The sequence below is a fragment of the Rufibacter tibetensis genome, from assembly GCF_001310085.1.
Taxonomy (GTDB): Bacteria; Bacteroidota; Bacteroidia; order Cytophagales; family Hymenobacteraceae; genus Nibribacter; species Nibribacter tibetensis.
Window position 1 is genome coordinate 3,242,730 of record NZ_CP012643.1, and the last position, 14,402, is coordinate 3,257,131.

Annotated in this window: 11 protein-coding genes and 1 pseudogene; 7 read left to right on the forward strand and 5 right to left on the reverse strand. The window is 38.6% G+C overall.

Annotated features, from left to right (window positions below; all coding sequences use genetic code 11):
• Nucleotides 1–11 precede the first annotated feature (11 nt).
• The 6 genes from DC20_RS13255 (at nt 12) to DC20_RS13280 (ending at nt 6,795) form a co-directional block, all read left to right on the forward strand.
• A complete protein-coding gene (locus DC20_RS13255; RefSeq protein WP_062544270.1) occupies nt 12–1,157 on the forward strand; it encodes a glycosyltransferase family 61 protein in 1,146 nt (381 codons plus the stop codon).
• 18 nt (nt 1,158–1,175) lie between these two features.
• Nucleotides 1,176–2,087, forward strand: a complete 912-nt coding sequence (locus DC20_RS13260; RefSeq protein ID WP_062544271.1) for a DUF6625 family protein — start codon at nt 1,176–1,178, stop codon at nt 2,085–2,087.
• Nucleotides 2,084–3,310 carry a glycosyltransferase gene (locus tag DC20_RS13265; protein WP_062544272.1) on the forward strand — a complete coding sequence of 409 codons (1,227 nt, stop codon included), beginning with the start codon at nt 2,084–2,086 and terminating at the stop codon, nt 3,308–3,310. Before DC20_RS13260 ends, DC20_RS13265 begins: the two co-directional genes overlap by 4 nt.
• Nucleotides 3,311–3,418: 108 nt before the next feature.
• Nucleotides 3,419–4,543, forward strand: a complete 1,125-nt coding sequence (locus DC20_RS13270) for an acyltransferase family protein (RefSeq protein WP_062544273.1) — start codon at nt 3,419–3,421, stop codon at nt 4,541–4,543.
• A gap of 16 nt (nt 4,544–4,559) precedes the next feature.
• Complete coding sequence (locus tag DC20_RS13275; RefSeq protein ID WP_062544274.1) at nt 4,560–5,699, forward strand: glycosyltransferase family 4 protein; 1,140 nt, start codon at nt 4,560–4,562, stop codon at nt 5,697–5,699.
• A gap of 16 nt (nt 5,700–5,715) precedes the next feature.
• Nucleotides 5,716–6,795, forward strand: coding sequence for a glycosyltransferase family 4 protein (locus DC20_RS13280; RefSeq protein WP_062544275.1), 1,080 nt, complete (start codon nt 5,716–5,718; stop codon nt 6,793–6,795).
• A gap of 64 nt (nt 6,796–6,859) precedes the next feature.
• Here DC20_RS13280 and DC20_RS13285 read toward each other — a convergent pair.
• From DC20_RS13285 to DC20_RS13295, 3 genes and pseudogenes are all read right to left on the reverse strand, one after another.
• Nucleotides 6,860–7,881: pseudogene (locus tag DC20_RS13285) on the reverse strand (acyltransferase family protein).
• 164 nt (nt 7,882–8,045) lie between these two features.
• Nucleotides 8,046–9,404, reverse strand: a complete 1,359-nt coding sequence (locus tag DC20_RS13290; RefSeq protein ID WP_062544277.1) for a hypothetical protein — start codon at nt 9,402–9,404, stop codon at nt 8,046–8,048.
• A gap of 10 nt (nt 9,405–9,414) precedes the next feature.
• On the reverse strand, nt 9,415–10,683 hold the full coding sequence (locus tag DC20_RS13295; RefSeq protein ID WP_062544278.1) for a tetratricopeptide repeat protein: 1,269 nt from the start codon (nt 10,681–10,683) through the stop codon (nt 9,415–9,417).
• A 214-nt stretch (nt 10,684–10,897) separates the two neighbouring features.
• Here DC20_RS13295 and DC20_RS13300 point away from each other — a divergent pair, with 214 nt between their 5' ends.
• Nucleotides 10,898–11,812: a zinc-binding metallopeptidase family protein gene (locus DC20_RS13300; RefSeq protein WP_062544279.1), complete on the forward strand. Its 915-nt coding sequence runs from the start codon at nt 10,898–10,900 to the stop codon at nt 11,810–11,812.
• Between the two features lie 70 nt (nt 11,813–11,882).
• On the opposite strand, the gene rfbH is transcribed toward DC20_RS13300, so the two are convergent.
• Nucleotides 11,883–13,154 carry a lipopolysaccharide biosynthesis protein RfbH gene (rfbH, locus tag DC20_RS13305; protein WP_062544280.1) on the reverse strand — a complete coding sequence of 424 codons (1,272 nt, stop codon included), beginning with the start codon at nt 13,152–13,154 and terminating at the stop codon, nt 11,883–11,885.
• 163 nt (nt 13,155–13,317) lie between these two features.
• Nucleotides 13,318–14,361, reverse strand: coding sequence for a ferredoxin--NADP reductase (locus tag DC20_RS13310; protein WP_071885458.1), 1,044 nt, complete (start codon nt 14,359–14,361; stop codon nt 13,318–13,320).
• Nucleotides 14,362–14,402 lie beyond the last annotated feature (41 nt).

A 14,402-nucleotide genomic window follows, 5' to 3' on the forward strand; every position in this document is an offset into this window, starting at 1 on the left:
ATTACTACTTAATGGCAGTATTGCTCAAGAATCTTATAAAGAAAGTATTTCCAGAAACTATCTTAAAGACCTTATATACTCAGTATATTACCTTTAAACGCAGTCAAATAGATACAATTTTCTTTCCTGAATATTTTTTACAGGATGAAAGATTTCTGGTAAAACATGATGAATATCCATTTAGGCTCACTCCGGTAAAGAAAAAACATCTTGATACCCGACTCCAAAAGCAATATACTGAGAATGAAGACTGGACCCAAGATGAATACCTGTTGGTAATAAACGAGCCATGCCTCATTGAGCCGGAACAAGGATGGGCTTTAACAAAGACAAATAAATTAATTTACCCATCACTGGGTTTTGGCCGTGCACCCTATGTGCCCAAGCCTTCTTTCTTCAAGTTGCATAAAAGTAAAGAGGTAAAATACTTCAAAGAAATAATTTCTTTACGAGACACAGGGGAGAAGAACTATTTTCATTTCTATAATGACATCATTCCTAAGCTTTTCTTTTTAAGAGAAAAGGTAGGAATTTCAGATCAGGTTCCGGTATTAGTTTCCAGGGTTCTCTATGAGTCAAAGTATTTTCAGTATTTTTTTACAAGGTCATTCCTGCAGAAACTTACTTGGGTGATACAAGATGATTTTTATATTGAATCTCAGAAAACCTATTTTTGTAAGCCCCTTACCCATACCAAAAAATATTTTAACCGATTTCTGGAATTTGCCCCAGACCTTACAACTGAGCCAGCTGGTAATGATAGAATCTTTATTACCCGTAGCAGGACCTCTACCCGTTTTATAGAAAATAAAGAAGAAGTGGAGGCCCTTTGCAAGACTTTTGGCTTTGAAGTGGTTGATTTTGAAGGTATGCCGCTGGAAGAACAGATGCGGACCTTTGCCCGTGCAAGGTTTGCGATTGGTGTGCATGGTGCGGGCTTAACTAATATGATTTATCGTAGGTCTAAACCTATGTCCCTGCTTGAGATTTTTCCACCTGGTGAATATTTTCCTTTTCATTATATCTTATTAGCAACGCTCTATGGGTACCATTATGATGGCTTTATTGGTGAAAAAGGTACTACTAAGTTCTTGCCTGGATTCTATCTGAATTTAGAAAAATTTGAAAATAAATTAAAATCGTTTGTCGCTTCTTAGAGAGTATAAATTTCTGGTATGAGAAATAAAGTCGCGTTAGTTGTTCCTTACTTCGGAAATTTCCCTTCCTACTTTGATTATTTTCTAGAAACCTGTTTACATAATCCGGACTTTCAGTTCTTGATCTTCTCAGATAACCACTTACCACGTGGAAGAGAGTTCAAAAATGTAACTTATATACCATTTACTCTGGCGCAGTTCAATGAGTTAGCAAGTAAGCAGTTACATATACCTGTAAACCTTAAAACAGGCTATAAATTATGCGATATCAAGCCCATGTATGGGAAAATCTTTGAAACTTATTTGTATCAGTTTGATTTCTGGGGTTATTGTGATATTGATATCATTTTTGGTGATCTTAGAAAAATAATAACTGATGAACTTTTGGATTCTTATGATATAATTTCTACTAATTTTAGATTCATGGCTGGCCCGTTTTCTTTGTATAGGAATGAGAATCCTATCAATACAAGTTTTATGGCTAGTAAAGATTATAAACGTATTCTGCAAGAAGATAAAGTTTTCTTGTTTGATGAAGCAAGTAATGTAATAAGTAAGTTGTGGGAAGGTTATAGTATCTTTGATTTTCCAAGTGAGGTAGAAAGTATTACCCACGTTTTTAAAAAAGAAAATAATCCGTTCAAGGTTTTGTTTGCTCCATTAATAAGCGAACGACTTTTAAATAGAAAAAGGTTGGTATGGGAAAAAGGGGTATTAATGGATTTAAATGGAGTGGAGTTCCATATATTTCATTTTCTAGTTTATAAAAGTAAGGTAACGTTTAGTACTCCTCCACTGGTGATAGGTGAAAAATTTTATTTTACCGAGCATGGTATATTTCAACCAAATCTAAGATCTTTTTCTATTGATTGGTTTAATTCTATTTTAACAAATACATTATCAAAAATAAAAAGGAAGCTAAAGTTTTGAAGACAATTCTACTATTGATTCCTAATCTTGGATACGGAGGGGCACAGCGGGTCTTTCATGATCATAGCACTGAATTAAGCAAGAAATACAAAGTATACGACTGTGTATTCAACAAAGATGATGGGGTTGCTTATCCAACTTCAAATGAGTTGATAGACATGCAAGTGCCCGGAGGGGGAAATATCTTTTTAAAGATTTATTACTTCTGGTTAAGAATTCACCGGCTTAAGAAAATTAAGAAGCACTATAAGATAGATGTTTGTATCAGTCACCTTGAAGGAGCAGACTATGTAAACGTATTAAGCAAGGTAGGAGAGAAGAATGTTATCTGTGTACACGGTTCTAAGTTACACGATAAAGACATTTCTGGGCCTGTTGGCTGGATCAGGAAAAAAATTTTTATGCCTATTCTGTATAAGATCCCAGATAAAATTGTAACGGTAAGCAGAGATATCAATCAGGAGTTGATAATGGGTTTTGGTGTTGATGCTGGTAAGGTTATCACTATCAATAACTTTTTTGATCTGGAAAAGATTCATGCTTCTGCTTCAATGCCTTTGGAAGACGCCTATCTGCCCATCTTCAAGGAGGGGAAAGTTTTGATCAATTCAGGACGCTTGGTAGCGCAAAAAAATCAATTACCCTTGTTGCCTGTCATGGCTAGTTTGAGAAAAAAAGGGTTCAACTGTAAGTTAGTCATAGTGGGCGATGGCGATTTGCGGGAAACACTAATACAAAAAGGAAGGGAAATGGGCTTGCGCATATATGATACTTGTAGCGGAGTTGCTTTGAGTGAGGATTACGATGTGTACTTCTTGGGCTTTCATGATAACCCCTTTAAATTTATTAGTAAAGCAAATGTGTTTGTTTTTCCAAGCTCATGGGAAGGTTTTCCCATGGCATTGGGTGAAGCAATGATTTGTGGGTTGCCCGTAATTTCAACGGACTGTCCCACTGGGCCACGTGAAATGTTAGCTCCTTCTACTGCAATTCCTGCTCAAGCAATGACAAACCCAGAATTTGCAGAGTTTGGAGTTTTAATGCCAATGTTTCAAGACCATAACTTTGACTTTAATGTTGAGAATTGGTCCAATACTATTGGTGCATTATTAGATAATGAAGTGTTAGCACAAAAGTATAGTTCTCAGTCTAAAATACGGATGAATGACTTCAGTAAAGAAAATGTATTTAAGAAATGGGAAGCAATAATTGATGATTTTTGATAAAACATTTCTGATTTAACTATCATGTAGAGTACGTTTTTCTTATAGGCTAGGTAACCTTGAAGAAAACGCTGAGTCTATAAAATTTGCTATGGGTTTATTGATTTCATGAAAAAGATTTTCTTTCCCCATCTAGATGGGTTGCGATTTATTGCATTCTTTTTTGTATTCCTTTTTCATAGTTTTTACACTACCAGTTTAGAGATTAAGAATGATTCTGTCTTTAAGGTAATTTATGATGTAACTAGAGAAGGATATTTGGGAGTAAATTTGTTTTTTGTTTTAAGTGGGTTTTTGATAACGTATTTACTTATAGAAGAGATAAGGTTAAAAGGAACTATTGATATTAAAGCGTTCTATTATAGAAGAATATTACGGATTTGGCCTTTGTACTTCGTTTGCGTAGCCATTGGTTTTTTTGTTTTCCCTTGGGTAAAAAATAGATTAGGAGATAACCCTTATGAAGAAACAGCACAGCTTTCCTATTATCTTTTCTTTTTAGCTAATTACAGCAATATGTTATATGGAGTAAGTACTCCTGTCTTAGCTGTGCTATGGTCAGTATGTATAGAAGAACAGTTTTATTTAATCTGGCCTGTGCTGGTAAAGTACACACCCGTAACACGAATGCCTTTATTGCTTTACTCAATCATTGGCCTAAGTACTTTGGTTAGAATTGGAACGCTTCATTTTGGGCATGGACTTACAGAAGATACTTTTAGTGTGATATCAGATATGGCCATTGGTGGTTTAGCAGCTTGGCTTGTATTAGAGAATAAACAATTCCTTTGTGCAATTGAAAACTTGCCAAAATATATCATTGTAGCTATTTACCTGGTATTAGTTTGGTTTATCTACAACCGGGAGATCTTCTCTGACTTAAACATGTATTGGTTGGCCATTGACAGATTGGTCTTGGCTGTTTTGTTTGCTTTCGTTATTCTGGAACAGAATTTTTCTCGAAATTCTTTCTATAAGTTAGGTGATTTCAAACGGATTTCCTCATTGGGGAAATATACTTACGGCTTGTACTGCCTTCATTTTTTGGCATTACTAGTGGCCTATAAAATCTCTTTCAAATTAGGAGCAAATAACAGTGTGGCAGGAGTTGTCTTCTTTGATAACGTTTTAGGCTTGCTTATTGCTTTTGCCATGAGTTATGTGAGTTATCATTTCTTTGAAATGTATTTTCTTAAACTTAAAAGTAGATTTTCTTATATCTCCAAAGATTAAAGGAATATAGCCTTAGATGAGAAATAAAATAAATGTATTAGTTATTGATAATAGTCTTGACATAACCGGTGCTTTCAATGCAATTTGGTATTGTGTTCTGGATTTGAAGGAAGAGGTTGATTTTACATTCCTGATTCCTGAAGAAAGTAAAAACGATATATTCTTATCTGAGCAGGGTTTTAGCGCTTATAAATTTCCTATGAAAGAAATTAGTAAGAACATGGGGAGCAATGCTCTCTATTTTCCTTTGCTTTTTTCAAATGCCCTGCGGCTAAGAAAAATATTGGAAAAACACAGTATTGATATTGTGCATGCAAATGATTTGTACAATATGGTAGGGCTGGTAGGTAGGTTTGGCGCCTCTTATAAACTTTTAACCCACATCAGGAGGTTGCCTAATTCATTTCCATCTCTGTTTTTCAACAGCTGGATGGCACTGCATGAGAAGTTTGCTGATGCTATTGTGGGTGTTTCAACAGCTTGTTTTGTTAAATCGCCTACGGGTAAATCGCAAGTGATCTATGACAGGCTTCCTTTACAGGAAAAATATCCTCTTTATGAAGTCCAAGAGCTAAGGGAAGGAGTAGTGAAACTTATCTATTTGGCAAACTTTACTTTTGGGAAAGGACAGAATCATGCCGTGGAAGCTTTAGCACGAGTAGTAAAAAAGTGCAACTTAAAAAATGTACATCTAACCTTTGCCGGAGGTGATTTTGGACTTGAAAAGAACAGGCAGTTCAAACAGGCTTTGATAGATAGAGCTGGCGTACTTGAGATCAATAGGTATGTATCTTTTGAAGATAAAGTTGTTGATGTAGAGCGTAAGTTGAAAGAGTATGACATAGCCCTTAATTTTTCAGATTCTGAATCTTTCTCTTATACCTGCTTGGAAGCCTTGCATTATGGCGTTCCATTAATTGCCACAGACTCAGGAGGGCCGCGAGAGCTATTTGAAGATCAAGAAAGCGGGATATTAGTACCTGTGCAGGATATAGATAAAATGGCTCAAGCAATTGTACAGCTTGCTACAAATGTGAATTTAAGAAAGAAGTTTAGTGAAAACAGCCGTGAATTCGTGCGTTCCAAGTTTTCAAAAGAACAAACTTCTGAAAAGCTAGGAAGCCTTTACAAAGAGTTGAAAGAGCAGCAGAATTGAGAGAAGTTTAGAGCGAATGAAAGGCAAAATATTATTTGTATCACCTTACCCGGTTGATAAAGCTCCTAGCCAACGGTTAAAATTCGAGCAGTATTATTCCTATTTTAAGGAAAACGGCTATGAATTGACTACCAATAGCTTTATTGATGAAGATTTCTGGAAGATTGTTTATAAGCCTCGGAATTATGTAAAAAAAATTTGTTACACGCTGCTTGGCTATCTTAGAAGGTTCCTTTTGCTTTTTACGCTGCGAAAATATGATGTTGTATACATTCATTTATGGGTGACTCCTATAGGTCCTCCTTTTTTTGAGTATTTGTACAGGGCGTTCGCCAAAAAGGTAGTGTATGACATAGATGATCTTATTTTTCTAAAGCCCAAGAGTAAAGCAAACCCTATTATTAATATGCTTAAATCTGGGAATAAGCCTATCTACTTGATGAAGCATGCGGATCATGTGATTACATGTACTCCCCATCTAGATACCTTTGTAAGGCAGTATAATCAGAGCACTACGGATATCTCTTCCACAATTAATACTGATGTTTATCAGCAACGATCAGATTATTCTATTCAAGGCAGACCTATTGTTTTAGGTTGGAGTGGCAGCCATAGCACCTCTAAATATGTTTATTTACTCAAAGATGTTTTGCGAAGGCTGTCAAAAGAAATGCCGCTAAAACTATTGGTTATCGGTGATCCGGCATTTAATATTTCCGGAGTAGAAGTTGAAGCTATCAAATGGAATGAAGCAACCGAGGTAAAAGATTTAGGCCGGATAGATATTGGTTTATATCCTTTGCCAGATGAGGAGTGGGTATTAGGAAAAAGTGGTTTAAAGGCTCTTCAATATATGGCCCTTGGGATACCTACTGTTGCAACTGCTATTGGAGCTAACTTTAGAGTAATTGAAAGTGGTATTTCTGGTTTCTTGGTTACATCAGAAGAAGAGTGGTATAAAAGAATAAAGCAATTGACTCTAGATCAATCTCTAAGACACCAAATTGGGGTAGCAGCTGCAAAAAGGGTGAGACAATATTATTCTATTAAAGCAAATGCTCCAGTTTATCTATCTATTATCAATTCTTTAAACTAATAAGAAGGAGATAAACTAAAACAAAAACGGTGCACGAGATCTCGTGCACCGTTTTTGTTTTAGTTTATCTCCTTCTTATGAATGGTTTTTCAGCAACTAAAAAGAAAAGATATGCAAAACCAATAATCATGGGAGTTCCCACAAGAAGGTAGAATAAAACACCATGCAGGGGTGATAAATTTAATGGGTTTACTATATACTGATATTGTATTTGCAGTAACGGAGCATGAATTAGATAAATGCTATAGGCAAAAGATCCCATAAAGGCAATTGGTTTCCATGATAGGCACTTGGTTACATATTTTAAGCCACCTGTAGATAGACTTACCAAAAGACCCATGCATGAAATTCCAATCAAGATGTCAGTGTATGGGTATGGAGCCTCATAAATTCTCAGGTGTTCCAATATCATTATTAACAAAACTGTTACTGTACTTAGAATGTAGATAGCCTTTTCACTAAAGGCTGAAATCAATCTTTTTTTATGGTTTCTGTCTACTAAAGTTTCATTAGCAGCCAGCATGCCAAAGGTGAAGAGTGCCAGGTAGTGAGGTGAAATAACAGTTTCTCCGTTATCAAAATTCGTTTGCTCCAGTATTAGCCATAAAGCTGAAGAAATTATCACTGTGAATAATGTAGATCTATAAGGGCCAAATTTTCTGTAGCTTATTACTAATAAGGGAAACAGAAAATAGATTCTCCATTCTACTGAAATAGACCATAAAGAATAATTTATTTTAGGATCTGGTTCATGCAGAATGTCTTGTAATAAGAAGATGTGAAAATAAATGTCTTTCGTAGATACTGGTATGGCAAAATCCCAGACAGTACCTGTCTTTTGACCAAGCAAAAGTGAAATAAGTAAGAGAGTGAAGGCTAACGTGAAATAGTAAGGAGGTAAAATTCTTTTAGCCTTTTTTTGAAAAATTCATTAGCACTTAACTTTAGAACCCCGTTATTTTTGACAACTGGTAACATCAGGCTAAATTCAGATAGTACAATAAATAAATTTACTGCGAAATGGCCATATCTGAACGGAAGAGTGATGAAACTGGCAAGGGTTCTGGCGGGATAATCTATGTGCATGAAGGCATGATAGATGACCACGTAAATTGCCGCCAGTGCTCTTAGTCCATCTAAATAGGCGAGATGATTTAATGGCGTTTTTTTGTAATTGCAGGTGTGCTTACTCTTTGGGCAGCTTGTTTATACGTGTGTGTCAATAGTATACAGATTTGTGTTACTGTTCCTTATACTGTGGCGGGTCTTCTGGTGCCAGGTAAGGATGTTTTGGGCTTTATATTTTGCTTTTTTGTAACAAAGTAATATCTCATGATATATAGGGCCGAAAGGTAGAATGGCATTAAGGGGATTTTATATCTTACTAAGGTTCCAAAATTACCGCTGTTAGTGCCTACTGCGAAAGCTAAGACCAAAGAAAATATAAAACTGAAAGTTAGGATTGGAGTAGTAGAAATCAACTTAAAGCTTTTGCCAAATCCTGTTTTGTAGAATAGAAAAACAGTTAAATAGATGAAAATCATTGCCTCAACGGCAGAAAGGAGCATGATGGGATTTCTTACTTCCCAAAGAAACGGTCGGAACAAAGAAACAACCACAGCTTGTGGGGCAACAGCTAACATACTGCCAATGCTGCCGTCAAAAGTACCAATGTTATAGGCAGAGCCCGTGGCCACCATACTACTTGTCAAATATTCACTATTGATTTTTGTTCTTTCCCCAATCTTATCTACATCATATTTATCATCTCCTTCGGTAAGTTTTGTTGCTCCAAAGTAGGCAAACACTAAGCCTAAACCAATGAATACGGGTTTAAGTAGATTTCTTACCGCTGCATTTTTGATTCTTTTGTTGTTCTCAGAAAATATCCAGAAAAGGGCCGGTGGTAAGAATGATAATAAAACGTATACCTTCACATTATAGACAAGCCAAGCTGCTAGTAGGGTTATAATTAGTGATTTGATGAAGCTTTTCTTTTCTATGAAAGCTGCATAGAAGCCATAGAAAAGCCAACCTAGTGCCCCCATGGTAATGGAGTCTTTCATAAAGCCAGACCCCCAAAAAAAAACGGAAGGCATAAAGAAGCAAGCTATTGCGAAATGTTTGTGCAGGTGGGGGTAGAGCTTATTGAACGTCAGATACATAGCCCACATGCCAGTGAAGCTCACCAATGCAAAAAAAATAGCAATAATGGTGTAAGAATTAAAACCTATCACCCCAAATAGAGCTCCTATCTTGACAATGATAAACTCCGTAGGAGAATGGTACCAATACATAGGAGATGTATATTTAATTGTTGCAGGATTAAATTCTCCATTAGACAAAAAAAGCTGTAGCCCTACTGTGGGATCATCGTAAAAAGCCTGCGTAACCAGCTTGCTATGAAAATAGTAGTTAAAGGTATCTCCACCGCCATAGTAGAATTGATAGATTAAACCTAAAGCAATTGCACCGCCCAATTTCAAGGTAAGTGCCGGAATAAAGTATTTTCTTGTGAGCTTGTTTGTAGCCTTAGGCCTAACTTGGTATGCTATCATATAAAACAAGAGCAAGTAGATAGGAGTGAGCAATAAATCTTTTAATTCCATCGTTTCTATCTTACTTCACTTTCCTGTTCTTCCTCAAATAAGCTTTCGCCTCTTTCTCTGCATCTGACTTTGAATTAGCTAACCGCATGACGGTTTCATAGTACTGCTTTGCTTGGCGCACATTCTTTTCTTTGTCACTCATTCTTGCTAAGTTCACGAAGGAAGAAATATAATAACCAGATTCCTGTTCATTAATCTGCTCTGCGAAGGTAATGCATTGCTGATAGTAACTTCTTGCCTTGGCGTAATCCTTGTTTCGGTACTGGTTGATGTAAGCTAGATAAAAACTGGCATATCGGCCACTGATGGCTTCGTAGCCAAATACCTTCCGGTTAATCTTATCTAGAATCTGAGTGGAGAGCTGCTCAGCCACAGGAAAATTTCCTTCGGTGAAGGCCATGCGGGCGTAGAAGCGCTGGAAATACGGGTTGTCTGGGTACGTACTGGCTAAGTATTGGGCAAGCGACATGGCTGAAGCGCCATTCTTAGCATCATTGGCGTAAATTTTCATTAACCAGTACTTTGCCTCGGTGCCGGTGTAGAATCCATTGAAAGCAACTTGCTGCAGCTGTTTTAGTCCTAAGTTCTTGTTCCCTTTGGGAAAGAAGTACAACACGGGGCGAAGCAAGGGATAGTTTTCATGAATCCAGATGGAGTAATAGTTGAAAAGCGCCTCCCCGAACAGGAACTCATCGCTTAGACCATTAGCTTTTTTGCTTTTCTGCAGGTAATCTAAGGCCCGGTTACTCATAATGGCGGCTTTGCGCCAATTTTTCCGCTCAGCGTGAAGACGGGCCCCAAACCCATTGGCTGCGGAGAGGAAGAAAGCAGCTTCTAAATTCTTGTTATCCTTGTCATACAGGTTCCCGGCCAGGGTGATGGTGGTGTCCATGTAAGCCAGGAAGTAATTGTCGTAACGAGTGTCAGTGATGTTAGAGGGCACCATTTTCCACCATTGGCTCAGACCTATGAGGAAATAGGGCATGGGGTGTTTAGGATACCGGCGACGCAAGGATCTGAACTGCTTTTCAGCGGTCTCAAACTTGAAGTTGTACATGTTGTCTACCGCCCCCCCCAACTCGTTCATGATGCTTTCATTCAACAGCAGCCACCCTTTTATGTCAAGCGCCTGGGGCAACACGTCAATAGAATCCAGAATGATGATGGCCTGTAAGGAATCCAGGAGTTTTTGGTCGATCTGTTTGGTAGAATCAGGTACCTGCGCCTGAACCTGCAAAAAGGGAAAGAGGAAAAAAAAGAAGAAAAGTACCTTTTTCATTAATTTTCTAAACTGCCAAAATACTCCTATGTGCACAAAGGCCTAAGGCAATGGGGTGTATACTAAAACCGATCCCACAACAAGTGCTTAACTCAGTAGGTTTCAAGTTCCGTTATAATACTGAGTCTGCTTTTGCCTTGATTTCTCAAAAGTAAGGCCAAAACCCATGTATTCACTACAGAGAAAACCATTACTTTTGAAAAAACGCACAACTATGGAATTATTGCGCCAACTCTGCCAGATTCATGCTCCTTCGGGAAATGAAGTACTAATGAAAGAGTTCTTGTTGAGCTATGTGCAGGAGCATCAAGATACCTGGAAGACAAAACCTCAGATCATTCATGGCGAAGGGTTCCAGGATTGTCTGCTGCTGGTTTTTGGCAAGCCCCGTACAGTCATTTTTGCCCACATGGATTCTATTGGGTTTATGGTGCGGTATGGCAGGCAACTCATCCGGATTGGTGGTCCTGAGCTCATGACGGGGTATGAGTTAGTAGGAGAAGACAGCCAGGGGAAGATTTCCTGCACGCTGGTCGTGGACGAAGAAGAAAGGGACTTGCACTACGACTTTGAACGAGAGATAGATCGTGGCACAGAGTTGGTTTTTAAGCCTGATTTCAGGGAAACAGACGAAACGGTGCAGTGTTGCTACTTGGACAATCGATTGGGCGTCTGGAACGTGCTGCAGGTGGCCGAGACGTTGGAGGACGGCATCATTGCCTTCGGCTGTTGGGAGGAGACCGGCGGCGGATCTGTGGGTTATCTGGCCAAGTACATGCATGAAACCTACGGCGTCACCCAGGCCTTGATCTCAGATATCACCTGGGTCACCGAGGGCGTGCATGCCGGGCAAGGGGTGGTCATTTCTTTGCGTGATTCCCTCATTCCTCGGAGGAGCTTTGTGCAGAAAATCATCAGGTTGGCGCAGGAGGCCGGCATCCCGCACCAGGTGGAGGTGGAGAGCGCCGGCGGCTCAGACGGGAAGGAACTGCATTACGGCAACATCCCCTGGGACTGGTGCTTTGTGGGGGCGCCCGAGGACAATGTACATTCCCCCGAAGAGATCGTGCACAAGAGTGATATTTACGCCATGGTAGAGTTGTATAACCTCTTGATGGTGGAATTATGAGTAAACGTTGATGCAACAAAAAAGCCAGGCCTTGAACAAGGCCTGGCTTTTTTGTTGCACTAACGTTTACTTAAGAGTTGATATAGTTGCGAATTGTATCAGTGATATAGTCATAGTGCGATTCTTCAATCCCTGGCCAAACACCCAGCCAGAAAGACTGATTCATGATAATATCAGTATTCTTAAGATCCCCAACTACCCGATGATTAATGTTTGTATAAGCAGGTTGACGGAGTAAATTACCTGCAAATAACAATCTTGTTCCAATTTTCTGAGCTTCCAAATGTTGTACAAGCATATGTCTGTCATTGGAGTCGCCTTCCCTAAAAGTTAATAAAAACCCGAACCAGGATGGATCACTTTTAGGAGTTGGTTCAGGTAAGATAAACAACTCTTCAAATTCTTTCATACGCTCATACAAAGCCGTGTAGTTTTCACGACGCCGCTGTACAAAACGATCAACCTTTCTTAGTTGAGACAGGCCAATTGCAGCCTGCATATCGGTTACTTTCAAATTGAAACCAATATGTGAATAAGTGTACTTGTGATCGTAGCCATAAGGTAGAGTGCCTAGTTGCTGTGAAAAACGACAGCCGCAAGTGTTGTCTTTGCCAGGCTCACAGTAACAATCCCTTCCCCAATCTCTGAAGCTTTCAGCAATTTTTGCTAAAATTGGATTGTTAATTAACACTGCACCGCCCTCACCCATGGTAATGTGGTGTGCAGGGTAGAAAGAAAAGGTAGAGATATCACCGAATGTGCCTGTTTTCTGGCCGTTGTATGTAGCGCCTAGAGAGTCGCAGTCATCTTCCACTACCCACAGGTTGTACTTTTTTGCCACCCTCATTACTTCATCCAAGTCAAATGGATTTCCTAGAGAGTGTGCGATCATGATGGCTTTTGTTTTAGGAGAAACAGCTGCCTCTATTTGCTCTGCAAGTACATTGTGTGTGGCAATGTCCACATCAATGAATACGGGAACTGCCCCAAATTGTATGATAGGATTAACAGTGGTTGGGAAACCTGCGGCAACTGTTATTACTTCGTCTCCTGGTTTAACAGCTCTTTCTCCTAGTTTAGGTGAAGTTAATGCATAAAACGCTACTAAGTTTGCAGAGGAACCAGAGTTAACCAAAAGTGCTTTGAAGCTGCCAAAGTAGGCCGCAAACTCAGTTTCAAATTCTCTGGAAAACCGACCAGCTGTTAACCAGCCGTCCGCTACAGCTTCAATGCCTAACAATAAATCATCTTCTTCAATTACTTTTCCGGTAACAGGAATATAATCTTGCCCTGCTGTAAAGGATTTAAAGGTTTTGAGCTGTAAGCTTTCTAAATTCTTCATTCGTGTAAATTGAGTTTCCTAAAGTATTTTCATGTTTATTTTTTATGACAAGCCTTATTGTAAAGCAAATTTTTATCACAAAATCAAACTTGAATTGGGATTGTTGGTTTCTGATGCAGAGTTTGCCTGTTTTGTTTATGCCAAAGTTACGACTGTAGAGTGATTAGGGAGTAACTTCTATTTTTACATTTTCCGTCAAAGGATAACTGCAACATAACAGATATTCATCAAGAGCTAAATCTTCAGGTAGCTTTTCTGGGCCGATTGTTTTTACTTCTCCGCTAACTACTTTTCCCTTACACACAGTGCAATTGCCCGTTTGACAAGAGTAATTAAGTTCTACAGAAGCATCCAAGCCAGCTTCTAGAATACTTTTTCCTTTTATAACCTCAACTTTTGTAGTTACCTGATTAAGGGAAATTTCTACATGTTGTGTTTTGATGCCCTCAAAATCTTTTGGATTCTTTACCAGTTCAAAGTCCTCAGAAAAAATTTGCGGGGCTGTTGTTCCTATGTTTGATAAAGCCTCTTTAACTGATTCTTTAAGTCCTGCCGGGCCGCAAATGTAATGCACTACGCTTTGAATGTGATTTTCATCCTCCATAACTGCCAATACCTTGCTTGGATTGATGCGACCTTGTATTAAGTAAGGATTGTCATTTTCTGATACCTTCAATTTAGTATGAAAGTGCCAAATTTTTAATTGTTGGGGATAGTTTTGCTCTAACTCAAGAATCTTATTGTGGAAGATGGCAGACTCATGGCTGCGATTTCCATAAACTAGTGTAAGGCTAAGATGAGGATGGTTCACCAAGATATGCTTGGTTATTGAAAATAAAGGAGTGATACCGCTACCGGCTCCCCATAAATAGATATGTTTTAATTCGGGATACAGCGTTGGTTCAAAAATGAAGTCACCCATAGGAGGAAGTACCTCTATGCTGTCCCCAATTTTTACTTCATCAATAATATGGTTGGATACAATTCCTCCTATCACTCTTTTGACTGTTACGTCTAAGGAGGAGTCTACTCCTGGAGCGGAGGAAAAGGAGTAAGGTCTTATGTAGCGTCTGCCATTAATCCTAAAAATTAAAGTTAAATATTGTCCTGCCTTATAAGTTACTTTCCTGAGTAAAGGTTGTTTGAAGCAAAGTGTTACAGTGTCTTCCGTTTCTTGCCGAACATCTACAACTTTGAGGGTATACATATTTATGAAAATGCTGAGATCATCATTTATGTAAGTATAAA